27 protein-coding genes are annotated in these 23,725 nt (G+C 43.2%); 4 read left to right on the top strand and 23 right to left on the bottom strand.

Annotation, left to right across the window (positions count from 1 at the left end):
- Window positions 1-32: 32 nt before the first annotated feature.
- The 5 genes from V8G47_RS12645 to V8G47_RS12665 form a co-directional block, all read right to left on the bottom strand.
- Window positions 33-395: a DUF1499 domain-containing protein gene (locus V8G47_RS12645; protein ID WP_336200444.1), complete on the bottom strand. Its 363-nt coding sequence runs from the start codon at window positions 393-395 to the stop codon at window positions 33-35.
- 106 nt (window positions 396-501) lie between these two features.
- Window positions 502-918 (bottom strand): Fur family transcriptional regulator, encoded by a 417-nt coding sequence (locus V8G47_RS12650; protein ID WP_098439846.1) that lies wholly within the window; start codon window positions 916-918, stop codon window positions 502-504.
- Window positions 919-921: 3 nt separating this feature from the next.
- Window positions 922-1,779 (bottom strand): metal ABC transporter permease, encoded by an 858-nt coding sequence (locus V8G47_RS12655; protein ID WP_336200445.1) that lies wholly within the window; start codon window positions 1,777-1,779, stop codon window positions 922-924.
- An 18-nt stretch (window positions 1,780-1,797) separates the two neighbouring features.
- Window positions 1,798-2,574, bottom strand: a complete 777-nt coding sequence (locus tag V8G47_RS12660; RefSeq protein ID WP_336200446.1) for a metal ABC transporter ATP-binding protein — start codon at window positions 2,572-2,574, stop codon at window positions 1,798-1,800.
- Window positions 2,575-2,735: 161 nt separating this feature from the next.
- Window positions 2,736-3,617, bottom strand: coding sequence for a YitT family protein (locus V8G47_RS12665; protein WP_336200447.1), 882 nt, complete (start codon window positions 3,615-3,617; stop codon window positions 2,736-2,738).
- A gap of 89 nt (window positions 3,618-3,706) precedes the next feature.
- Here V8G47_RS12665 and V8G47_RS12670 point away from each other — a divergent pair, with 89 nt between their 5' ends.
- Window positions 3,707-3,961: a DUF2624 domain-containing protein gene (locus tag V8G47_RS12670; RefSeq protein ID WP_098439844.1), complete on the top strand. Its 255-nt coding sequence runs from the start codon at window positions 3,707-3,709 to the stop codon at window positions 3,959-3,961.
- 51 nt (window positions 3,962-4,012) lie between these two features.
- Here V8G47_RS12670 and V8G47_RS12675 read toward each other — a convergent pair whose 3' ends face one another.
- Entirely contained in the window at window positions 4,013-4,906 is an 894-nt protein-coding gene (locus V8G47_RS12675; protein ID WP_336200448.1) for a deoxyribonuclease IV, read from the bottom strand.
- Between the two features lie 69 nt (window positions 4,907-4,975).
- The gene (locus V8G47_RS12680; protein WP_336200449.1) at window positions 4,976-6,283 is read right to left on the bottom strand and encodes a DEAD/DEAH box helicase; all 1,308 of its coding nucleotides are present in this window, start codon (window positions 6,281-6,283) and stop codon (window positions 4,976-4,978) included.
- A 298-nt stretch (window positions 6,284-6,581) separates the two neighbouring features.
- On the opposite strand from V8G47_RS12680, the gene vrrA reads away from it, so the two are divergent.
- Together vrrA and V8G47_RS12690 are read left to right on the top strand one after the other, a co-directional pair.
- Entirely contained in the window at window positions 6,582-7,274 is a 693-nt protein-coding gene (gene vrrA / locus V8G47_RS12685) for a VrrA/YqfQ family protein (protein ID WP_336200450.1), read from the top strand.
- A 182-nt stretch (window positions 7,275-7,456) separates the two neighbouring features.
- The gene (locus V8G47_RS12690) at window positions 7,457-8,413 is read left to right on the top strand and encodes a 4-hydroxy-3-methylbut-2-enyl diphosphate reductase (RefSeq protein WP_336200451.1); all 957 of its coding nucleotides are present in this window, start codon (window positions 7,457-7,459) and stop codon (window positions 8,411-8,413) included.
- A 44-nt stretch (window positions 8,414-8,457) separates the two neighbouring features.
- Here the strand turns inward: V8G47_RS12690 and V8G47_RS12695 are convergent, their stop codons facing one another.
- The 10 genes from V8G47_RS12695 to V8G47_RS12740 all read right to left on the bottom strand — a co-directional run bounded on the left by V8G47_RS12695 (window position 8,458) and on the right by V8G47_RS12740 (window position 18,363).
- The gene (locus tag V8G47_RS12695; protein WP_336200452.1) at window positions 8,458-9,576 is read right to left on the bottom strand and encodes a Nif3-like dinuclear metal center hexameric protein; all 1,119 of its coding nucleotides are present in this window, start codon (window positions 9,574-9,576) and stop codon (window positions 8,458-8,460) included.
- Window positions 9,573-10,283 carry a tRNA (adenine(22)-N(1))-methyltransferase gene (locus V8G47_RS12700; protein WP_336200499.1) on the bottom strand — a complete coding sequence of 237 codons (711 nt, stop codon included), beginning with the start codon at window positions 10,281-10,283 and terminating at the stop codon, window positions 9,573-9,575. Before V8G47_RS12700 ends, V8G47_RS12695 begins: the two co-directional genes overlap by 4 nt.
- Window positions 10,284-10,398: 115 nt before the next feature.
- Complete coding sequence (gene cccA, locus V8G47_RS12705; RefSeq protein WP_336200453.1) at window positions 10,399-10,773, bottom strand: cytochrome c550; 375 nt, start codon at window positions 10,771-10,773, stop codon at window positions 10,399-10,401.
- A gap of 259 nt (window positions 10,774-11,032) precedes the next feature.
- Window positions 11,033-12,175 carry an acyl-CoA dehydrogenase family protein gene (locus V8G47_RS12710; RefSeq protein ID WP_336200454.1) on the bottom strand — a complete coding sequence of 381 codons (1,143 nt, stop codon included), beginning with the start codon at window positions 12,173-12,175 and terminating at the stop codon, window positions 11,033-11,035.
- Window positions 12,176-12,340: 165 nt separating this feature from the next.
- A complete protein-coding gene (locus V8G47_RS12715) occupies window positions 12,341-12,880 on the bottom strand; it encodes a hypothetical protein (protein WP_336200455.1) in 540 nt (179 codons plus the stop codon).
- Window positions 12,881-12,998: 118 nt separating this feature from the next.
- Entirely contained in the window at window positions 12,999-14,129 is a 1,131-nt protein-coding gene (rpoD, locus tag V8G47_RS12720) for an RNA polymerase sigma factor RpoD (protein WP_034757535.1), read from the bottom strand.
- Between the two features lie 33 nt (window positions 14,130-14,162).
- Window positions 14,163-15,974 (bottom strand): DNA primase, encoded by a 1,812-nt coding sequence (dnaG, locus tag V8G47_RS12725; RefSeq protein ID WP_336200456.1) that lies wholly within the window; start codon window positions 15,972-15,974, stop codon window positions 14,163-14,165.
- Window positions 15,975-16,018: 44 nt separating this feature from the next.
- A complete protein-coding gene (locus tag V8G47_RS12730) occupies window positions 16,019-16,486 on the bottom strand; it encodes a YaiI/YqxD family protein (RefSeq protein ID WP_224521051.1) in 468 nt (155 codons plus the stop codon).
- Between the two features lie 424 nt (window positions 16,487-16,910).
- Entirely contained in the window at window positions 16,911-17,723 is an 813-nt protein-coding gene (locus V8G47_RS12735) for a pyruvate, water dikinase regulatory protein (protein WP_336200500.1), read from the bottom strand.
- A gap of 13 nt (window positions 17,724-17,736) precedes the next feature.
- Window positions 17,737-18,363, bottom strand: coding sequence for a helix-turn-helix transcriptional regulator (locus V8G47_RS12740; protein WP_061811336.1), 627 nt, complete (start codon window positions 18,361-18,363; stop codon window positions 17,737-17,739).
- A gap of 463 nt (window positions 18,364-18,826) precedes the next feature.
- Between V8G47_RS12740 and V8G47_RS12745 the strand changes: the two genes are divergently transcribed.
- A complete protein-coding gene (locus V8G47_RS12745) occupies window positions 18,827-20,200 on the top strand; it encodes a glycine--tRNA ligase (RefSeq protein ID WP_336200457.1) in 1,374 nt (457 codons plus the stop codon).
- Between the two features lie 74 nt (window positions 20,201-20,274).
- Here the strand turns inward: V8G47_RS12745 and recO are convergent, their stop codons facing one another.
- From recO to ybeY, 6 genes are all read right to left on the bottom strand, one after another.
- The gene (recO, locus tag V8G47_RS12750) at window positions 20,275-21,027 is read right to left on the bottom strand and encodes a DNA repair protein RecO (RefSeq protein ID WP_098439832.1); all 753 of its coding nucleotides are present in this window, start codon (window positions 21,025-21,027) and stop codon (window positions 20,275-20,277) included.
- A 45-nt stretch (window positions 21,028-21,072) separates the two neighbouring features.
- Window positions 21,073-21,216: a YqzL family protein gene (locus V8G47_RS12755; protein WP_082386398.1), complete on the bottom strand. Its 144-nt coding sequence runs from the start codon at window positions 21,214-21,216 to the stop codon at window positions 21,073-21,075.
- Between the two features lie 106 nt (window positions 21,217-21,322).
- Window positions 21,323-22,243, bottom strand: coding sequence for a GTPase Era (gene era / locus V8G47_RS12760; RefSeq protein ID WP_336200458.1), 921 nt, complete (start codon window positions 22,241-22,243; stop codon window positions 21,323-21,325).
- Window positions 22,236-22,634, bottom strand: a complete 399-nt coding sequence (locus V8G47_RS12765) for a cytidine deaminase (protein WP_034757514.1) — start codon at window positions 22,632-22,634, stop codon at window positions 22,236-22,238. Before V8G47_RS12765 ends, era begins: the two co-directional genes overlap by 8 nt.
- 249 nt (window positions 22,635-22,883) lie before the next feature.
- Window positions 22,884-23,270, bottom strand: a complete 387-nt coding sequence (locus V8G47_RS12770) for a diacylglycerol kinase family protein (protein WP_336200459.1) — start codon at window positions 23,268-23,270, stop codon at window positions 22,884-22,886.
- Window positions 23,251-23,724 carry an rRNA maturation RNase YbeY gene (gene ybeY, locus V8G47_RS12775; protein ID WP_336200460.1) on the bottom strand — a complete coding sequence of 158 codons (474 nt, stop codon included), beginning with the start codon at window positions 23,722-23,724 and terminating at the stop codon, window positions 23,251-23,253. The genes V8G47_RS12770 and ybeY overlap by 20 nt, the downstream gene beginning before the upstream one ends.
- Between the last annotated feature and the right edge of the window lies 1 nt (window position 23,725).

The raw sequence follows: 23,725 nt of genomic DNA on the forward strand, positions 1-23,725 counted from the left end.
GCATAGAAAAAAGCCTCGTTTGAGGCTTTTTTCTATGCATTATTAAACAAGGATTTAAATCGTTCCACGCGCTTCCGATTCACTTTGAAATCATAATACCCCAGGCGTGAAGCCGACTTGAAATGCAAAAGATGGGTACGTTCATCAATATAAAGTTCCAGGTCATCCTTGAATTTCATCCACTTGGATGTGAAGACGGCATGCACATAATGCGTCCCTTCTTCCTTGATTTCTACATGATCAAATCGGTTCAGCGTCTGGTGTATCCTTGCTTTCGTATCCGCCACTTCCCCGCTTACGGGAAGAGGTGCGATCCTGTGGTAAGACGTAAGGTCTATCGTACTGACGCAATTTTTTTTATTGGTGGGGCAGTGCGTGAATGGGACCGATTCCATGGCTACATCTCCTCTATATTCCTTCTATATACCTATTTTTCCCCTCCTTTACACAAGGTTAAACACGTGAAGATGTTTGCATGAAAAAAGAGACCCCGAAGGATCCCTATTGACACTGTGGACATTTACCGTAGATTTCAAATTTATGTCCTGATATATCATAGCCGGTTTCAGCTAAATTCTCTTTCAAAGCTTCCATGGGACATGTATGAATTTCTTTCGTTTTCCCACAATCCATACAAATGAAGTGATGATGGTGATGATGACTTTCACACGTAATCCGGAAATGCCTTTCACTGGATAACTCCGTTTCTTCCAGGATGCCCAGTTCTACGAAAAGGCTTAAATTACGATAAATGGTATCGAAGCTCAGACCGGGATAATCGGCTTTCATATACTCCAGCACGTCCCTGGCCGTCAAATATTTATTCGAGCTTGAAAACAGTTCAAGTAATTGTTGCCGTTTCCCCGTGTGCTTATATCCTTTTGCTTTTAATAGATCCATCGCTTCCGTTACATTCATTTCCTACACCTCACCTTTTGAAGAATGACCAGATGACCTCAATCTCTTGAAGAGGATCGTCAAGAGGAGAATCAAGATGGCCGTCATGACGATCGTTCCACCCGGAGCAAGATTCAAATAGAAGGCGCTGACTAATCCGACGATGACGGAAATTTCCCCGAATAAAAGGGAATATCCGATCGTCTGTTTAAAGCCATTCGCGATCCTGATACTTGCGGCAACCGGCAATGTCATGAGGGATGATACCAGAAGGATTCCCACAATGCGCATGGAGGCGGCAATCACAAGGGCGACCATGATCATAAAGATAAAGTGGATCGCCTTCGCAGGGATCCCGGAGGCCTTTGCATGATCCTCATCAAAAGATAAAAGGAACAACTCTTTATACAATAAGAAAATCACTCCGATGACAAGCACACTGATCCCGCCAATCAGATACAGGTCCCCCCTGCTGACTGCGCTGACACTCCCAAATAAATAGCTGAATAGATCCGTGTTGAAACCGTCTGCGAGTGAAATGAATATGACCCCAATCCCGATTCCCCCGGACAGGATGATCGGGATCGCCAGCTCCTGGTAATGCTTATATACCATTCTTAATCGTTCTATGAATAAGGAACCGATCACGGAGAACGCCATTCCAAAGTAAAGGGGATTCACCCCTGAAAACCCAGGCACCGTTTTGCTTAAGTACAGACTTGCCGCAATGCCTGAGAGCGTCACATGGCTCAAGGCGTCGGCTATCAGGGATAATCTCCTTACCACGATGAATGCCCCCAGTAAAGGGGCGATGATGCCGATAAGGATTCCTGTCAGAAATGCATTTTGTAAAAATTCATATTGAAAAATAGCTTGAAGCATTTTCTTCCCTCCGATCGATCATGAATGATGATGTTCATGATCATGATTCAAAAAATGTACATCATGACCATAAAAAGAGGAAAGCTGATTTTCTTTGAGCTTTTCAAACTCTTCTGTTTTGCCATGGAAATGTAAATGTTTATTTAAGCAGGCAACATGTGTCACCTTATTTGAGATCGACCCGATGTCATGGGTGACCAGCACAAGTGTGATACCTAAATCCTTGTTCAACCTTTCTAACATATCGTAGAAGTTTTGGACGTTACGGCTGTCGACTCCCACTGTCGGTTCATCGAGGATCAATACATCAGGCTGACTCACGAGGGCCCTCGCTATGAAAACCCTCTGCTGCTGACCTCCTGATAACTCCCCGATATTTCGTTTGGCGAACTCACCCATGCCGACTGATTCAATTGCTTGAATCACATCATTCTTATATGCTGCTGAAACCCGCTTGAACAATCCTGCCTTTTTCGCCAATCCACTGGCCACCACTTCATAAACGGTAGCCGGAAATCCTGTGTTGAAGCTGTTTGCCTTCTGGGATACAAAGCCGATGCGGTCCCATTGTTTAAATTTATGCTGTGGGGTCCCGAACAGCTCAATATTCCCCTGTTTCACCCGAAGCAGGCCAAGGACAAGCTTAAGTAATGTGGATTTACCCGAACCGTTCGGACCGACGATTCCGAGAAAAGCGCCTCTTGGTATGCTCAGATTAATATCTTCGAGCACTCTTTCACGCTCATAGCGAAAATTCACGTCTTCTATTTTTATCACTGGATTTGTTATATCCATGCTTATCATCTCTCTTTATAAGAATCATTACGATTTAAAAGTACATAGGGTAGTATACAGGATGCATCATCAATTGTAAATGATTCCGTTCTTCATTCAAATAAGGACCGCCCTCTTGTTTGGGCGGTCCTGTCATTTCATTATGGCATGATTTTTACACATCAATGGATAGCAGATTTGAAACGTGCACCTTTTGTTTCCTGGGTGCTCATGATGGTGATGAATGCATCCGGATCCACGTCCGAAACGACCGATTTTAATTTCGTTACTTCAAGCCTGGTGACCACGACGTATATGACCTCTTTGTCATTATCCGTATAGCCTCCCCGCCCCTTTAACATCGTCGTTCCCCTGCCGAGCCTTTGCAGGATTGCATCGGAAACATCCAGGTAATGATCAGAAACGATGATGACGGCTTTGGTTTCGTCCATCCCCTGAATGACCGTATCAATCGTCTTAAATGCGATATAGTATGTCATGACCGAATACATCGCTTCTTCGATTCCGAAGACGAATGCTGCCCAGCCGAAGATGAAAATATTTATGAACATCACAAATTCTCCCACGGAGAAAGGTAATTTCTTTGTGAGGAGGATCCCCAGGATCTCTGTACCGTCGAGGGAACCCCCATGACGGATGACCAGCCCCACACCCACTCCGAGAATCAGACCACCGAAAACGGTTGCCAATATTTCCTCGGTTACGAATGGATCTATATGGTGAAGGAGACTCTCAATGGTAGCCAGTGCCACTACAGCAAACAATGACGATACAACAAACGTCTTTCCGATATGTTTGTAGCCTGAATACATAAAGGGAAGGTTCAACAGGACCAATAAGGTTGAAAAGTTAAGAAAAGGGATGGAATCGGAAACCAAATAATCCATGATCAGTGAAATACCGATGATCCCCCCGTCAATGATATTATTGGGTACAAGAAACAGTTCAATCGAAACAGCGGCGAGACCCGCTCCGATCGTTATGAAAAACAAACGATAGATAAAATGAAGGGGACTTTCCTTCTTATGTATTCTTTGAGTCATCAGCAATTCCTTTCCTTTCACCTATTTTCTAATAAAAGTGTCACTTTCTTGAAGTGAGATACATATGTATCATTTGAGGAGTGATAAACATGAAGCTATTACAAAATGTGATTAATCACAAAATCAACCATATTACAAATGATGAGTTATTAAAGTATGCAAAACAATATAATATTTCTCTCACGTCCCAACAGGCAACAAGCATCGTACAGAGCGTGAAAGGGAAAAATATCAATATCTTCGATGATACGAAGAGAAGCAGATTGGTGAAGGATCTGGCCAAAATCATAGGTCCAAAGAAGGCAAAGGAAATCAACCAGCTCTTTTTGCAGCTCATCCGTTGATAAAGAAAGAGGAGGCGGTCTCAAGTCTTGAGACATGACCTCCTCCAATCTTTACTGATTCACTATTTTTGTCAATACCTCTTCATCAAAGGTTTGACTACGCAGCATGTCGATTTCATACTTATAAGGAGGCTTTTTATTTTTCTTATCTTCCCCTACATAAGGTGTTTCCAATATCTTGGAAATATCCTTTAGCTGCGGATGATGCACAATATAATTCAGTGCCTTGAATCCTATATGCCCGAAGCCTACATTTTCATGTCGGTCCTTAGCCGCTCCACGTTCATTCTTACTATCATTTATGTGAAGGACTTTTAAGCGGTCGATACCTACGATATTATCGAATTCTTCCAATACCCCATCGAAATCTTCTACGATATTATATCCTGCATCATGTGTATGACATGTATCAAAGCAGACGGAGAGGCGGTCATTCAGGTCCACTCCATTTATGATCTGCGCGATTTCCTCAAAGGATCTCCCACATTCAGAACCTTTTCCAGCCATTGTCTCAAGGGCAATTTGAACTTTATGATCCTTGGTCAACACTTCGTTAAGGCCTTCAATGATCTTCGCAATTCCCTTATCCGCTCCCGCACCGACATGAGCACCAGGGTGAAGGACGATTTGCCCTGCCCCGATCGCTTCCGTGCGTTCCATTTCAGAGCGAAGGAAATTGACTCCCAATTCAAATGTAGCAGGGTTGGTTGTATTTCCGATGTTGATGATATAAGGGGCATGCACGACGATGTCCTCTATTCCATTTTCTTTCATATGAGCAAGACCCGCTTCGATATTCAGGTCTTCGATTTTTTTCCTTCTCGTGTTCTGTGGTGCACCTGTATAAATCATGAAGGTATTCGCTCCATACGAAACGGCTTCTTCACTTGAAGCGAGTAACATATTCTTTCCACTCATGGAAACATGGGATCCAATCTTAACCATTCTTCTCAACTCCTAAGAAAATCTCTCTTTATTGTATCGAATGTGTACAAATGAATCACGTTCAAACACTTATTTGTTTCTGTTTTTTATTCTTCTTTCACGCTTCTTGATTTGATCCATTTTGTATTTCATTTTCTTCTTATATCCCGGTTTAACCGACTTCGGTTTACGGACTAACGATTTCGCTTTTTCATCGATTTCATCAACGTTCGATTTTTGACGGTTCTTACGCTTGTTCAAAGGAGGCAGTTCGGACCATTCACCTTTTTTAATGTCCCGATGGGAAAAGCTGATTCCAAGCTTCTCCAATCGATTCAGCGCATCTTCATCCGAAGGCGTATAAATGGTGAAGGCAATACCACTGTTCCCCGCACGTGCTGTACGGCCTGAACGATGAACATAGAAATCAAGATCCTGAGGCAGTTCATAGTTGATGATATGGCTAACCCCTTCGATATCGATGCCTCTGGCTGCAAGGTCTGTTGCCACAATATATTGATAATCAAGGTTTCTTATTTGTTTCATCATTTTCTTACGCTCACGTGGAGAAAGATCACCGTGAATACGGCCGACCTTCAATCCTTTGGCAATCAGGCTATCGGCTACTTCATCCGCCTTTTGCTTCGTGTTGGTGAACACAATCCCTAAGTAAGGATTTATCTCCACTAAAATATTGTAAAGCAGATTGGTTTTATCACGGCTCTTCAAAGGTATGATCACGTGTTCAATATTTTTGGCCGACAGCTGTTCCGGTTCCACGTGGGCATACTGTGGATTTTCCATATACTTCTTCAGGAACGGCTTCAGTTTCTCTGGGATCGTGGCAGAAAACACCAACATCTGTAGTTTTTCAGGCATCTTCGCCGCAATTTGATCCACGTCTTCAATGAATCCCATATCGAGCATCAAATCAGCTTCATCGATCACAAGGAGCTTCGCTGTATGGACAAACAGTGCCTGGTCCTTCACCAGATCATTGATCCGCCCAGGCGTACCGACAACGATATGAGGCTGATGCTTTAACTTCTCGATCGTTCTCTGTTTGTCCGTTCCCCCGATATAGCAACGGGATACGATCTCAGTACCCTTCGTAATCTTAAGTACTTCCTGGTAAATCTGTTGTGCCAATTCACGGGTAGGTGCAGTGATGACAGCTTGTACCTGTTCAGAAGCTGCATCTACCTTTTCGATGATCGGTAATAGATACGAGTGGGTTTTCCCCGTTCCCGTTTGAGATTGGCCGATCGCACTTTGTCCTTTTAAGATGAGAGGGATCATTTTCTTTTGAATTTCAGTTGGTTCATAGAAACCCAGTTCTTCTACAGCTTCATTGATGAAAGACTGAAATCCAAATTGCAGAAATAAATTTTTTTTCATTGAGTACATCTCCTTTTATCGTCATATCCTTTTATTTACGCTGTCATCGGGATGGAGCCTGTGCCATCCCCGCAGATTTATATAAAATGTACGGATCACTTTTCAGTTGTCAGTGATTTTATTTTAACGTTTAGAAGCGTGATATTTAAAGAACATCTAACCATTATAATCAATTTTCAGCAAAACATCTAGGTCAACTTGATTTTATTTCAGATGATATTGTCACAATACCCTTTTTTATCCTGTTGCATACTCTATAGTGACAACGAATTTATTGAAATGAAAGGAGGCTGTCATAATGCCGCCTAGAAGAATGAGAAATCAAGGTCAGGATATGAGAAATCCTTTCGGAATGAGACAGCGCCAGGGGAACGGATTCGGGTTACAGCAACCCGGGATGAATACTTTCGGGATGGGACAGACACAGCCCCCGCCTTTTCAATTTGGAAGGCAAAATCCAAATCAAGGCTTTAATATGGGAATGAACCAAAGAGGCAGAGGACAAGGCAAAGGGTTGCTGTCGAAGTTCCTGAAAAAAGGGGAAAATCGCAATGCAGGCGGTGGCGGACTGCTAGAACAATTTACGAGGTCTTCTGCCGGTAACACCGGATTCGAGCGATCACCGCAGGCAGCAGGGGGAATCATGCAAACCCTATTGAATCCCGGCAATGTAAATTCCTTTCTGTCCAACACTCAACAAATGTTACAGACTGCCCAGCAATTGGGTCCGATGTTTCAGCAATACGGCCCGATGGTCAAAAATATCCCTTCTCTGTGGAAACTGTACCGCGGGTTTAAGGATATGTCTGCTGAAGCGCCTGATGAACCGGCGACAGAGAAAGATAGTGAAGATATTGACGATATCCCTGAAGCAGAAATCCCTGTGAAGAAAAAAAAGAAAAAGAAACCTTCTGTAAAAATCACAGATGAAGATGATTGGGAAGAAGAAGCACCGGCTAAATCACATTCAAAACCAAAACTCTATATATAAAAGCCGCATCCCTAAAGGTATTACATCACCTGACAGGGATTATTTTTTTGGGGGATATAAGTAAAAAACATGTGTCACATATTCATGTGAAAATCCCCTTTCACTTCGTTCTCTTTGTCAGACGGACCTTTCTCCTTTATAATGAAGACAAAAGACTCTCTCATGTAGGAGGATATTTATTGATGGATATTATTAAGATTACTCCGAGAGGCTATTGTTATGGTGTGGTAGATGCAATGGTCATTGCAAGAAACGCCGCATTAGACAAATCGCTTCCTCGTCCAATTTATATTCTGGGGATGATCGTCCATAACAAACATGTAACGGATGCGTTTGAAGAAGACGGTATCATCACCCTCGATGGCAGCAATAGAAAAGAAATCATTGAACAAGTGAATGAAGGAACGGTGATCTTCACCGCCCACGGAGTCTCTCCCGAGGTGAAAGAAATCGCCAAGCAAAAAGGATTAGTCACTCTGGATGCTACCTGTCCTGACGTCACGAAGACACATGACTTGATCCGAGCCAAAGAAGCCGAGGGCTATGATGTGATTTATATCGGGAAAAAGGGGCATCCCGAGCCTGAGGGCGCGGTAGGTGTCGCCCCCGAAATCGTCCACCTCGTCGAAACAGCCGACGACGTTGAAGAGCTATCCATCGACAACGATAAGATCATCGTGACGAACCAAACGACCATGAGTCAATGGGATGTACTCGATACAATGGATAAAGTGAAGGAAATGTATCCTCATGTCGAGCTGCACAAAGAAATCTGCCTGGCTACCCAAGTACGGCAGGAAGCAGTGGCAGAGCAGGCAGGTGATGCCGATGTCCTTATCGTCGTCGGCGATCCGAAGAGCAATAACTCCAATCGCCTTGCACAAGTGTCGATGGATATCGCAGGAACACCTGCCCACCGCATTTCAGACATCAGCGAGCTCGACATTGAATGGATCAAAGATGCGGGTGTCGTCGCTGTCACTGCCGGTGCGTCCACCCCAACGCCGATTGTGAAGGAAGTCATTAAATTCCTGGAAGCTTTTGATCCAAATGACGAATCCACATGGACAAGAGAACGCAATGTTCCTTTAAACAAGATACTCCCTAAAGTCCGGAAAGCAAAAATGGGAACCAAATAAGAATGCTGAAAGCCCCCTTGCGAAATGGCAAGGGGGCTTTCTTTTTACATATACGTAAATGGGTTCGTTTCAGCTTTCGAAGCGAAGATATTCACAATAAACCCTTTTTCCGAGCATCTTTTGGCTAAATGAGCGGCAACTCCCTCTTTCATCACCTTTTCAATGTGATGACCTGCATCCACAACATTGAGCCCCATCATCATGGCATCATGGGCAGTATGATAATAGATATCACCGGAAACGAACACATCGGCACCCTGTCTCTTGGCTTTTCCGATGAACTTATTTCCATCTCCGCCGAGTACCGCCACTTTCTTCACCTTTGCTTCCCCGTCCCCTATCAACCTGATTCCATCCATGCCTAATGTTTTCTTCACAAATAGGGCAAAGTCCTTCAGGCTCATCTCTTCTGCTAAATAGCCGATCCTGCCCAGTCCAAGGGCTTTAGACCCGTTTTCCAGGGAGTAGATATCATAGGCGATCTCTTCATATGGATGGTGGGTAAACATCGCTTTCAATACTTTTTTCTCCAGGGAAACAGGATAAACCGTCTCCACCTTTTCTTCTGAAACCTCTTCAAGCGCACCCTGCTTTCCTAAATGAGGATTGGTTCCCTCCCCGGGCAGAAATCTTCCCTGTCCCTCGGATGAGAAGCTGCAATGGGAGTAATTCCCGATATGTCCGGCTCCGGCTTTCCCTAAAGCCTCCCTCAGCTCCCCTGCATGTTCTTTCGGCACATATACCGCCAATTTACGGATTTCTTCCTGATAGGTAGGAACAAGTACAGAAGGATCCTGTAACTGGAGCTTAGCAGCGAGCAAATCATTCACACCGCCTACTGCCACATCCAGATTGGTATGGGCAGCATATACGCTAATATCATGTTTGATCAGCTTTTCAATCATTTTTCCCTGATAGGAATCCGTTTGCAAAGATTTCAGTGGACGAAATAATGGCGGATGATGGGCAATGATCAATTTGACATTATTCTTGATCGCTTCATCCACGACATTTTCCAGCACGTCCAGTGTGATCATGACATTTTCGACCTTCTCATTCAACTTACCGATCTGAAGTCCGATGGGATCTCCGCTTTCAGCCAGATATTTCGGGGAGAACTCTTCAAAAAGCTGAATGATTTCATGGCCGTTTACTGTTTTCATGAGATAAGGACCTCCTCAACCATTTTGATTTTGTGCAGAAGCTCATTTTTACGTACTTCCAACGCCTCGGTCTTTTCTGCCTTTTCCATGTTATTCACGATATTCTTCCACTGTCGGAGTTCCTGATTCCATTTTTTAATGAATGCATCGTTTCGATCCTTCATCAAGAACGGTCCGAGCAGCAGTTCTTTTTCAAGTTCCTTGGAATAGTGGGTGTTTGGATTTCCTTTTTCAGCTATTAAAATTTCATATAGCTTATCATCTTCCTCAAGGATTTCCTCGCCGATGAGATCCCAATCATTATCCATCAGCCACGTCCTGATCGATTTCGCACTCACATTGGGCTGGAGAATCAACCTTGGTCCATTGGCCAGCTTGTCCTTGCCAGCTTCCAAGATCGATGCAATCAACGCACCACCCATCCCAGCGATCGTAATACAATTGACTTCACCTGGTGATAGGACTTCTAAACCATTGCCTAACCTGACTTCTACTTCCCGGGTTAACCCGGCATCTTCCACTTGTTTTTTCGCAGAAAGATAAGGGCCTTTTACCACCTCACCGGCGATCGCTGAAGAAGCGATGCCTTTATTGACTGCATAGCAAGGAAGGTAGGCATGATCTGAACCGATATCGGCAATTTTTGATTGTTCTGGTATGTATGAAACAACGGTTTCAAGTCGTTTTGATAATTGTTGGATATTCATTCGTTCACCTTTACTCATTTTTATTGGTCCTGCTTATCTGATACTCATTCTAACCAACTTTTCCATATAAAAAAAGCCCTTTGCCCAAAGACAAAGAACCTTTTTCAACCATTCATTATTTAAGTGATTTGATCCAGTCTGCCATTGCATCAAGATTTTCATCTGCTACAAGACCAGCCGGCATGATGCCTCCACCATTTTTGATTCTATCTTTGATCTCGTCTTTTGAAAGCTTCGTCCCTTTAAGAGCAGGGCCAGCGCCACCTTCATAGTTCCCACCATGACAAGATACACAAGACTCCTTGTACTTAGCTTCCGGATCGAACTCCCCGCTTGAAGCTTGTTCGCCTTCTTTGCCAGCAGTCTCACCATGCTTTTCTTCCTTCGCTTTTTCATCGGCATTGTTTAGGCCTTCAATCGATAAGAAGAAAATAAGACCAATTCCAAGGGCCATGATCAGTACGAATGGAATGATTGGATTACGATTCATGATTTTAACCTCCTTTATGTACAACATCCAAAAAATAGTGCTCTTTTCAACACTTTATATTTTACTGTAAAAACCGACAAAGTAAAAGTACTATCAATTAACTTTTCCATCTTTCTCACAAATTAGACACATTTCCTGCTTTTTTCCTGTTTTCATCTTCAGATTCTTCTAACATACCACATAAGAAAGAAAGCAGATGAGCTCTATCAGGCCCCAGTGGACCGATAGAGCTCATCTATCCTCAAAGAGGACTTCTACCCTATTGGCAGCCGATCAACCTTGAAATCACCATTCTCTGTACCTCTGATGTCCCTTCTCCGATTTCAAGGAGCTTCGCGTCCCGTAAGTAGCGCTCAACATGGTATTCTTTCATATAACCGTATCCGCCATGGATCTGAATGGCTTCGTCGGCCACTTCCATACTGATCTCCGACGCGTACAGCTTACACATGGACGCCTCTTTGGAAAATGGTCTTCCCTGATCCTTTAACCATGCTGCTTTATGAACCATGTTCCTTGCGAGCTCGATCTTCATTGCCATGTCAGCCAGCTTAAATTGCGTAACCTGAAATTGAGATAACGTTTTACCGAACTGCTTTCTTTCTTTTGAATATTGAAGAGCCTTGTCAAAAGCAGCCTGAGCCACACCGACTGCCATTGCCCCGATTCCGATCCTGCCCCCGTCAAGGGTGACCAGGAACTGCTTGAATCCTTCCCCCTGCTTCCCTAACAGGTTTTCCTTAGGAACTTCCACGTCCTCAAGGACCAGCTCAGTTGTATTGGAGGAATGAAGCCCCATTTTTTCATAATTATCAATGACCGTAAATCCTTTGGCTTTGGTAGGTACGATGATGGCACTGATCTCTTTATTCCCGTTGTTCCTGCCTGTAATCGCCGTTAATGCGAGATGATTCGCGTAACTTGCATTGGTGATGTAACATTTATTCCCATTGATGACCCACTTATCCCCTTTATCTTCAGCAGTGGTCTGGGTTCCCCCCGCATCTGAACCGGCATTGGGTTCAGTCAGGCCGAAGGCTCCAAATGATTCCCCTGTACAAATCGGCGTTAAGTATTCCTGTTTCTGTTCGTGTGTACCAAATAAATTGATCGGGGCACCTCCCAGTGAAATATGGGCAGAGTACGTGATCCCTGTAGAGGCACATGCACGGCTTAGCTCTTCTGTAACGATGGCAAAGCTTACTGTATCCGCTCCGGCTCCACCATATTCCTCCGGAAAGGGAAGCCCCATCATCCCCAGGTCAGAAAGTTTCTTGAAAACTTCTTTTGGAAATTCCTTTGTGCGGTCACGATCCAACGCACCAGGTGCCACTTCTTCTTCAGCGAATTCCCTGATCGTTTTCTTAATCATTGCTTGCTCTTGTGTTAAGTCGAAATTCATCTTTATCCCCCTTGTCTAACTTTGATGACTGAAAGCCACAGACTTCTACAGTATATAAAGCGCTTTCAAGCATAGTCATCCGACTCTATGAATACGCTCTCATCCTTATTATAAGAGGGAATCATGAATTTTCTCAACTTTAAAAAACTTTTAAATTTTCAGAAGTTATAGTAATATATAAATTCCTACGAAGACTGCTCCTACCGATCCTGCCAGCGTGAAATAATTCATCTTCCACTTCACCCCTGCACCCATCCATATGAAACAGTTCAGAAATAAGGTTACGTATAATGGCAAAGAGTGCCCTTCAAAGATCTTTTCCGTCAGTTCCATGGATGAAAGAAGGAGGATGCAAGCAGCAGACGCAAAGAGAAGTAACGGTGAGAATTGTTTCTTAGTATAATAAATTCCTACACCCATTAATAATCCGACAAAACTTGCCAAAATCGCTGTTTGCAAAACGATTGACAATTCAGTAAAATAAATGACAAATAATGAAATTAAGATCGAAGAAATGGAAATCAGGAAATCTTTAAGGAAATGATTTTTCTGAGATTCCGCTGATTCTCTGTCACCGATTCCTGCTCCTTCAGTATATATTGCAAGAAGATAGTCACAATATTGTTCAGGCAGCATCTTTGTTTGCTTCCAAAGAAGGATTTCATGGATGATGGTTTCTTTTTTTGAATTCTTTATTCTGGTCACATTGTCACACCTTTTGTAGTTGCATCCTTTAAGTCTATTCGGCAATGATCAGGGAAAACCCTTTAATTAGGACAAAAAAAACCACCTCTATGCATAATAGAGGCAGTAAAGGGTGGTTCTATTCCAAAAAGTCTTTCAATCGTTTGCTTCTGCTTGGATGGCGCAGTTTCCGAAGGGCTTTCGCTTCGATTTGTCGAATACGTTCCCGGGTAACACCAAACACTTTACCCACTTCTTCCAATGTGCGTGTTCTGCCGTCATCCAGACCAAAACGTAATCGCAGAACATTTTCTTCCCGGTCTGTAAGAGTATCCAGAACATCTTCAAGCTGCTCTTTCAAGAGTTCGTATGCTGCATGTTCCGAAGGAGATTGAGCTTCTGCATCCTCGATGAAGTCTCCAAGGTGAGAATCGTCTTCTTCACCAATCGGTGTTTCAAGGGATACAGGTTCTTGAGCGATCTTAAGAATTTCACGAACCTTTTCAGGTGTCAGATCCATTTCTTCAGCAATTTCTTCCGGTGCAGGCTCACGGCCCAGATCCTGAAGTAATTGTCTTTGTACGCGAATCAGCTTATTAATGGTTTCAACCATATGCACCGGGATCCGTATCGTTCTTGCCTGGTCCGCAATGGCACGGGTGATGGCTTGTCGAATCCACCAAGTCGCATACGTACTGAATTTGTACCCTTTTCGGTAATCGAACTTTTCCACTGCTTTAATTAGACCCATGTTACCTTCCTGGATAAGATCCAAGAATAGCATCCCGCGGCCAACATAGCGTTTTGCGATACTGACAACGAGTCTCAGGTTCGCTTCGGCCAGACGTCGCTTGGCTTCCTCATCACCATCTTCAATTCGCTTGGCAAGATTGATCTCTTCCTCTGCAGAAAGTAAATCGACTCTCCCAATTTCTTTCAGGTACATACGTACAGGATCATTTATCTTTACCCCGGGAGGAACGCTTAAATCATTCAGATTAAACTCTTCTTCCTCTTCCTTCTCTAACTCCGTGGCACCTGGATCATCATCTTCGTCACTTTCATTAACGATTTCTACACCCTGCTCACCTAAGTGTTCATAGAATTCATCCATTTGATCGGAATCCAATTCGAAGCCGGATAATTTATCTGCAATATCTTCGTATGTGAGGACTCCTCTTTTCTTACCTTGGTTAACTAAAAATTCTTTCACCTGATCAACTGTTAATTCTGACGCTATTTGTTTGGAACGCGCTGACTTTTCAGCCATTTGTTCCCCTCCTTCCAACTTCCTTACAAAACTTTATAGAGACTTACGCAGCTGTAAGATTTCCATTGCTATTTGTGCTTCCTGTCTGTAATCCTTTAATCTTTCCGCTTCTTTTCTTTCCACTTCTTTTTCTTTTATTCTCAACATCTTTTGATGTTTTAACACCTGGTTAACGTAATCTGTCAATTCCTGATCCGTGCTTTCTTCGCTTATGGACATCATTTCGATTTCTGTCACGATCCTTCTGAGCCTTTCATCGGGAAGGTACCCGATAAACGAACTGGCACTTGGAGGCAGACCTTCTTCATAATAACCCAATAAATAAGTAATAATAGCCTGATGCTCATCAATATTGAGGTTCGTGCCTGCAAGCCACTCCTGAATCTTATAAGCGGTATTCGGATCCTTCAGCATGTAAGCAATCAACCTTCGTTCAGCGGTTTGATATGCGGGCAAGAGCCTTGACTGGGTGGATTGTTTGAAATTCCCTTGCATACCGACCTGTTTAGGCGGTTTAGCAGCGCGGCTTTCCGGCCCTTGCAATTCAGATAGCTGTTGTTGAAGGGCCTCTAACGATAGTTCGAACTCATCAGCCAGGTATCTTAAGTAATAATCCTTTTCAACCGCTTTACTTAATTGAGTAATTTCCTTTAGTATGTCTTCTATATACTTAAGGCGATCTCCTTCATCATTTAAGTTTTTATTCAGTTTATAATACCGAAGCTTAAACGCCATGAACGTCAAACTTGCCCCTATTACATCCTGTTGGAATCTGTCTGAACCATATTTGGTAATGTAGTCATCAGGGTCTAATTGTTCGGGTATTACGGCTACGCGTATGTCCAACTGATGCTTATGAAGAAGCTTCCCGGCTCTGAATGCGGCTTCCACTCCGGCAGAATCACCATCGTAACAAATGATGATGGAATCCGTTAGTCGCTTTAACAGGCCTATTTGCTGTTCCGTCAACGAAGTACCCATGGTGGCTACCCCGTTTTCAACCCCGGCTTCGCTTGCTGAAATAACATCTGCGAACCCTTCAAATAATATCGCCTGCTGTTTTCTTCTAATCATTGATCGTGCATCATGAAAATGATAAAGGATGCTGCTTTTATTAAAGATCTTTGTTTCAGGACTGTTTAAGTATTTCGGCTGGTCATCCGCTTCGATCGTCCTGCCTGAAAATGCGACGGTATTCCCTTTTGGATCCACAATGGGAAACATGATTCTTCCCCTGAAGCGATCGAGGAAGGAATCGTCCTTTTCCCTCCTGACGAGTAAACCCGCGGCTTCCATCAGTTCAAGGGAGTAACCCCTCTTCTCCAGGAACTTGACCGTGAAGTCCCAACTTGGAAGCGACCATCCAATCTGAAATTTCGTGATGCTTTCAGTTGTAAAGCCCCTTGCAAGTAGATATTCCAGTGCTTCCTGACCTTCCTTTGTATTTAGAAGGAGATGATGGTAAAATTTACTTAATAAGCTGTGAGCTTCCATCATTTGCTTCTCGTCCTCTTGAGGAGGAAGCGGTTGATCCGATGAAGGAGTTTGGATGGAAATTTCTTCGCCGACTCTTGTTCCCAGCTTTTGAGCCGCTTCGAGGAAGCTGAGGCCGTCTACATCCATGAGAAACGTAAATGCGTTTCCTCCTGCACCACATCCAAAGCAATGAAAAATTTGTTTGTCGGGAGAAACAGAAAAAGATGGAGTATTTTCTCCATGGAACGGACATAAACCAAAATAATTTCTGCCCTGCTTTTTCAATTGTACATAATCACTAACAACATCGACGATATCGGTTGACGATAATATTTTATTTAACTTATCTTCAGGGATTCTTTCAGACATACTCTATCACCTGTTTTTATTTACCCTCTTAATCCATTCTGTACTTATTGCGATTCTCCTGCAATTTCCGACAAGATTTTATCGAAGGACGTACAAAATGTTTCTCTGTCTTCATTTGTAAAAGGCTTGGGACCTTTACCATAGTTGCCTCTCCTGCGTTCTTTGGCTGCGACATACCGATAATCGAGTGCCGTGACAATACTCTCTTCCCTGTAGGCTTTTCCCCTGGGAGAGATGGCATAAACTTTTTTCGGTAATACCAGACTTGCAAGCCCTATGTCCTGTGTGACCAAAACATCTCCTGCCTTCACATGATTCATGATGTATAAGTCTGCCGCTTCTTTCGAACTATCCACATATACCCATTCACCTTCATCAGGTGTGTTCTTCCTGTGGGCATGGGAAGCAACAAAAATGATTTTAAAGCCATAACCTCTTGTGATTTTAATAATTTCCTGTTTTACCGGGCAAGCATCCGCGTCTACATATACGGTAGGGTTATGTTCGCTAATACTAACTATTCTACATCACTCCGTATTATCCTTCTCTCTTTTTAGAACTTTCCCAGAGATTTGATTAAAATTGTCGAATTTTAATTCAGACGAGACTTGACATATCACAATAATTAGTTTATTCCTTAAGAGTTTAGTCTAAACCTATTTTAAATATTTTTATCACAATTTTTTATTATAGTATAATCGGACAAGTTTGACCACTATAAAAACTTAATTCCTTTTAGGTTTTTGTTCATGGTTTGAAATTCATGAAACTTTTTATTTGGAAGATGTAGCGAGTGGTGGTTGATTTCCGCTCCAGGTGCAGATGATATCGATTAAAAAGTTCTGGTATGCGGAAACGGCGTAAATAAAAGATGATTCCCACGTTTTTCAGGGGGAATCATCTTTTTATGTACACGGCCATTCAAATGACCGCCTATCATTCGCTGGCGTTTTGGTAAATATTTGTAATGACATTGGCTGTTTCTTCGACGGCTTTATTCGTAACATCGATGACGTGACAGCCGATGCGGTCTGTGATTTTTTCAAAATACGTCAGTTCGTCTTCTATGCGCTTTATATTCGCGTAGCTCGCCTGATCGTTCAATCCGAGAGACTTTAATCTTTCCCTGCGGATCGTATTCAGCTTTTCAGGGCTGATTTTCAACCCAAAGCATTTCTTGGGTGATACCATGAATAATTCCTCCGGGGGATCTACTTCGGGTACAAGTGGAACATTCGCCACTTTGATCCTCTTCAGTGCAAGGTATTGCGACAGAGGCGTTTTTGACGTCCTGGACACTCCGACAAGCACTATATCCGCCCTGAGGATGCCCCGCGGGTCACGCCCATCGTCGTATTTGACGGCAAACTCAATGGCTTCCACCTTCTTAAAGTAGTCGTCATCAAGCTTTCTGACAGTCCCGGGTTCAAACAGCGGTTCCCTTTGGTAGGAAGATTGAAATTTGTCCATTAATGGACCGATGATATCAAATGCATAGAGCTCTTCCTTTTCAGATTGTTCTTTAATGTAAGCACGCATATCCGGCTTTACAAGGGTGTACACAATCAACCCCTGATTGAGCTTAGCCAATGAAATCACTTCATCGATATGTTCGGTGTCCTCTATATACGGAAAGCGCTTGATGACCGTATTGGAACCATTGAATTGGCTAATCGCCGCTTTAGTGACTAATTCAGCAGTCTCACCCACCGAGTCGGATACAACATAGATGATCGGTTCTTTCACGATCGTTCACCACCTTCTAATATTCATCTGCCAACGCAACAAATGCTTTTGTTATATTGGTCTTCGTAATCCTGCCGATGACCTCTAAATCACCCTTTTCGGTCTTTTTGATGACGGGGACAGAGTCAATTTGCTTATGAATCAAGTCCTTTGCCACACCGATCAGCTGGTCATCCTTTTCACAAACCGTGATATTGGGCATCCTTGTCATAATAATATTCACCGGCAACGTACTGAGTTCCTGCTTTCCGATACTCGCTCTCAAAAGATCTTTACGGGACAGGACACCCACAAGGTATGTATTGGCGTCCACGACAAACAACGTTCCCACATCTTCCAGAAACATCGTTACGATGGCATCATACACGGAAACATTTTCATTCACCACAACTGGAATCGATTGATAATCCTTGACGAATATTTTGTTCAGGTTCTCCGTCAGAAGCTGTGTCCCTGTTTTCCCTGTATAGAAATACCCTACCCTCGGACGGGCATCCAAGTAACCTGCCATGGTCAGGATGGCAAGGTCGGGTCTGAGAGTCGCCCTGGTTAAATTTAATTGATCCGCGATCTGTTCACCAGTGATAGGTCCATTGTCTTTCACAATTTGCAGAATATGTTCTTGACGCTTATTAAGTTCGATTGTTACTCACCACCTAACGTTCAAACGATTTATGTTATACTTTATATCAAATATTATATACTATTCAACCAAAATGAAAAGAGCATATTATCATCCATTTGTGACAACCTATAGCTAAATTTCACTTTACAAAGAGTATCTTCTTTTGAACGAAACTTCAAATCTTTTCTCTTCTCTCAATCATTAGTTGTTTTTATTTCTTTATCATGATAAAATGTCTTCATCTTATAACCAATAAGGCTATGATGGATCAATAATCCTTGCTAACCGATAAGCGACTGGGGACAGTGAAAGCCCAGAAGGCATGGAGACGGCAATCCGGAGCTATTTACCGTTTAAAAGTGGGTATACCTTCACGTATATCAACTAGGGTGGAACCGCGAGTAACAAGCTCGTCCCTAGGCCTCAAGCGCCTAAGGACGAGCTTTTTTATTTACATAAATGATGAAAAGGAGTGACTTATATGTCAATGGAACAAGTAGTCAACTTAGCAAAGCACAGGGGGTTTGTCTTCCCCGGTTCTGAAATTTACGGAGGACTTGCCAACACATGGGATTACGGTCCGCTTGGTGTAGAGCTGAAAAACAATATTAAAAAAGCCTGGTGGAAAAAATTCGTACAGGAGTCCCCTTATAATGTGGGCCTTGATGCAAGTATCCTGATGAATCCGCAAACATGGGTAGCTTCCGGACACGTTGGAAACTTCAATGATCCGATGATCGACTGTAAGCAATGTAAAACACGTCACCGAGCAGACAAAATCATCGAAAACGCCCTGGAAGCAAAAGGGATCGAGATGATCGTCGATGGTCTTTCATTCGAGAAAATGGAAGAAATCATCAAAGAGCATGACATTGCATGTCCTGATTGCGGAAGCCACGATTTCACGGATATCCGCCAATTTGATCTTATGTTCAAAACCCATCAGGGAGTAACGGAATCTTCTACAAATGAAATTTATTTACGTCCTGAAACAGCACAGGGGATATTTGTAAACTTCAAAAACGTTCAGCGATCCATGCGTAAGAAGATGCCATTTGGTATTGCCCAAGTGGGAAAAAGTTTCCGAAATGAAATCACTCCTGGTAATTTCACATTCAGAACCCGTGAATTCGAACAGATGGAACTGGAATTCTTCTGCAAACCTGGTGAAGACCTTGAATGGTTCTCGTACTGGCGCGAATTCTGTAAAAACTGGTTACTGAATCTTGGAATGAGCGAAGACAATATGAGACTGCGTGACCATGATCAGGATGAATTATCCCATTACAGCAACGCGACAACGGATATCGAATACAAATTCCCGTTTGGCTGGGGCGAGCTTTGGGGTGTGGCAGATCGTACAGATTTCGACCTGAAGCGTCATATGGAACATTCAAATGAGGACTTCCACTACATGGATCCACAAACGAATGAAAAATATGTCCCATACTGCATCGAGCCTTCCCTCGGGGCTGATCGGGTAACCCTTGCATTCCTATGTGATGCGTTCGAAGAAGAAGAACTCGAGAACGATTCACGTACCGTATTACGTTTTCACCCGGCACTGGCTCCGTTCAAAGCGGCTGTCCTGCCACTCTCGAAAAAGCTTTCTGACGATGCATTCAAAGTGTACGAAGAGCTGTCCCAGGACCTTATGATCGACTTTGACGAAACGGCATCCATCGGGAAACGTTACCGCCGTCAGGACGAAATCGGTACACCATTCTGCATCACATTCGACTTTGACTCCGTAGAAGACGGTCAAGTAACCGTACGTGACCGCGATACAATGGATCAAGTAAGAATGCCGATCAGTGAAGTAAAAGGCTTCCTGCAGGAGAAAATCAAATTTTAAATATTACAATAAAAAATCAGGCCCATTCACAAAAGTGAATGGGCCTTCCTATATCACAAGCAGCATCTATGTAACTAGAATAAGTCCTTAAGGTTATCCATCTGGTCCAGAAACCTCCTGGATTTTAATGTCAGACCTGAGTTTTCATCGTAATAAGTCCTGATTACCCGCTTCAATTGACGTTTCGTTTCATCTTTCACCGATATATTTCCCAATCGATTGAGGTCGAAATAGTAAAATACCCTGAGAAGCTTCACAGTGCTTTGTGAAATCGGTAAATGATGTGGGTCTTCACTTAAGCAGCGATGACAGATGAATCCATTTTCTTTAAAGGAAAAAGCGAATTCACCATCGGTCTCCCCACAGACAGCACATCCGTTCAAGTGAGGATACAACCCCATTACAGGGAGCATCTTCATTTCGAAAATATGCATCAGGATTTCCGGGTCATAGTCTTCATTCAAGTAGTGAAGAGTCTTGTAAAGCAATTCAAACAGGAAAGGGTTCGGCTTTCGGTCCTCGGTCGCTTTATCAAGGAGGTCCACGATGTAAGTGGCGTAAGCAGTCTTAAACAAATCCTCCCTCACATGCCTGAGGGACTCTGCCATCTCCCCCTGTTGAAGGGTGCCCAGCCCGCTTCCTTTGATAAAAAGGAAATAACCATATGTAAACAATTGTGAAATGGCGGATAGACGGCTATTAGGTTTCTTTGCCCCTCTAGCCATCAATCCAATCTTTCCGAATTCCCGTGTATATATGGTAACAATTTTGTTCGACTCACCGTAATGATTGGTTCGAATGACAATTCCTTCACACTTCTGCAGCATTTAGCCACCTCCCGATCTCTGCTTTCCCGGGTGATGACAAACTTATCACGTTAAAGGAAAATCTACTTCCGCTGTTTCTTCTTCAAAGCTGTAAGGATCCTCAAATGTCTCCTTCTCAAGCTCCTTAAAAAGGAGATAGGTGTCTATACTTCCTGTCTGCGAAAAAAATTTCCATGTTAAGTCTAACATAAAAAACCCACCTTTCTGGATTTAAACTAGCAAGACTTCATAAGCTTTCTTGTGATTAGAATGAGCATTTTCTCTCTAAAACATGTGGCCTAAATATTGTTAATTATCAATATTCGTCGTCGCTGAAGCCAAAGTCACGGAGGTTTGCAGATCGGTTACGCCAATCCTTCTGTACCTTCACCCATAGTTCGAGGTAGACCTTTGATCCCAACAGGTTCTCAATATCTACCCGCGAGCGCTTTCCGACTTCTTTGAGCATGGACCCCTGTTTGCCGATGACAATCCCCTTCTGGGAATCTCTCTCTACAATGATGGTGGCGATGACGTCGATGAGGTCCTTCTCTTCTTTCCTCTCCATCTTGTCGATCATAACTGCTATACTGTGCGGAATCTCTTCCCGTGTCAGGTGCAGGACCTTTTCCCGGATCAGTTCAGATACGATAAAACGTTCTGGATGATCGGTAATCTGATCTGCAGGATAGAATTGAGGCCCTTCCGGTAATTGATCCTTCAGTAACTGCAGCAGCTGGTCCACGTTGTTTCCTTCGAGTGCTGAGATCGGCACAGTCGCCGCAAACGGGAACAGGTCATTGTATTGTTTAATCATAGGCAGTAAGGCGTCTGGATGGATCTGGTCGATCTTATTAAGAATGAGGTAGACCGGTGTTTTTACACCTTTCAGCTTCTCTATGATGAAGTGATCTCCTTTTCCCAATCCTTCTTCAACGTTCACCATGAACAATATGACGTCCACTTCTTTTAAAGTGTTCTGAGCAATCTTCATCATGAAGTCTCCCAGTTTATGTTTCGGTTTGTGAATTCCAGGAGTGTCGATGAATATCATCTGGGCATCATCGGTCGTGTAAACTCCTTGAACTTTGTTCCGTGTCGTCTGGGGCTTATCACTCATAATGGCGATCTTTTGACCGATGACCCGGTTCAGGAAAGTGGATTTCCCAACGTTAGGTCTTCCAATGATGGAGATAAAGCCTGATTTGTATTCTGTGTTACTGATATTATTACTCATTTAGATCCTCCGGTGAAAAAGCTCCTGGTAATAGTTCTGCTACGGTTAATTCTTCCACATCGCCTTTCAGGTTCGTCAATACGACTTTCATTTCTTTCGGACAAAGTTCTGAAATGACCTGACGGCATGCTCCACATGGTGGAACAGGCCTTGCCGTGTCTGCCACAACCGCAATCATTGAATAGTCTGTATCGCCCTCTGAGTACGCCTTGAATAACGCAGTCCGTTCAGCACAGTTACACATGCTGTACGCTGCATTTTCAATATTGCAACCGTGATAGACCTTACCGTCCTTTGACAGAAGAGCCGCTCCCACCTTGAATTTACTATAGGGTACGTATGCTTTTTCCCTCGCTAGTTTAGCTTCTTGTATCAATTGTTCTGCATTCATTGATTTAACTCTCCTTTTAACCCTTACACATTCATTTTACTACAATTTTCATAAAAGAAAATGGGCTGTTATCATTTTGTAATAAAATAGTTAGATAATTCAAACTATTTATCGATTTTGTTCTTTGCTCCACTTATTCTATACAAGTATAAGAACGTTTTCAAATGAATTAGAGGCCGCAGGGAAGAAATCGCTCAATTTCTTCCCTGCGGCCTATATTTTGCGATCTTACACTGCCATTTTTCCGTTTTAGGGGATCAGTTCCAAAAGCTTTGGAAGAAAGATGATGGCTCCTACGATCGAAGTACAGATTGCGAAGAGAAGGACCGAAGCCGAAGCCAGATCCTTAGCAGCCTTCGCAAGGGGGTGATACCCTTCCGTGGTAAGGTCGACTGCCTTTTCAATGGCTGTATTCATCGTTTCAAGAGCAAGCACGGAAAAAACAAGGATGATCAGGATGACCCATTCCATGGCGGATACAGAGAGCAGGTAGGCAAGAAGGAAAACGACGCCCCCTGCAAATGAATGAATTCTGAAGTTCTGTTCCGTTGCCCAGACAGACTTCATTCCTTCCGCTGCATACCCAAAGGATTTTAAGAACCGGAACAATCCGAATTTAGTCTCTTTTGAGTCCATATTCATCTAAAATGTCCTTTTGTCTCTTGAACATTTTCTTTTCCTCTTCTTCTTCCACATGATCGTATCCTAATAAATGAAGGAAGCCATGAAGGGCAAGAAAACCAAGTTCACGGGAGACGGAATGGTTGTATTCTTCCGCCTGTTCTTTTGTCCGGTCAATGGAAATGATGATGTCCCCAAGCACGCGTGGAATCCCCGCCCCTATGATTTCCACTTCATCTTCCCCAAGTTCTTCGAGGGCAAATGATATTACATCCGTGGGCTGATCCTTAGCCCGGTATTCCCGGTTGATTTCCTGGATACGTTCGTTGGTCACAAAGGTCACGGACACTTCGCTTTCATCCTCGATCCCCTCTTGTTCAGCAGCGAAGTTCAGGATATTCTGAACCAGCTGTGTCTGTTCACCTGATACTGTTTCTGTCTCGTCAATAAAGTCGATTAATAAAGTCATG

The organism is Rossellomorea sp. LJF3, assembly GCF_037046045.1.
Lineage (GTDB): Bacteria > Bacillota > Bacilli > Bacillales > Bacillaceae_B > Rossellomorea.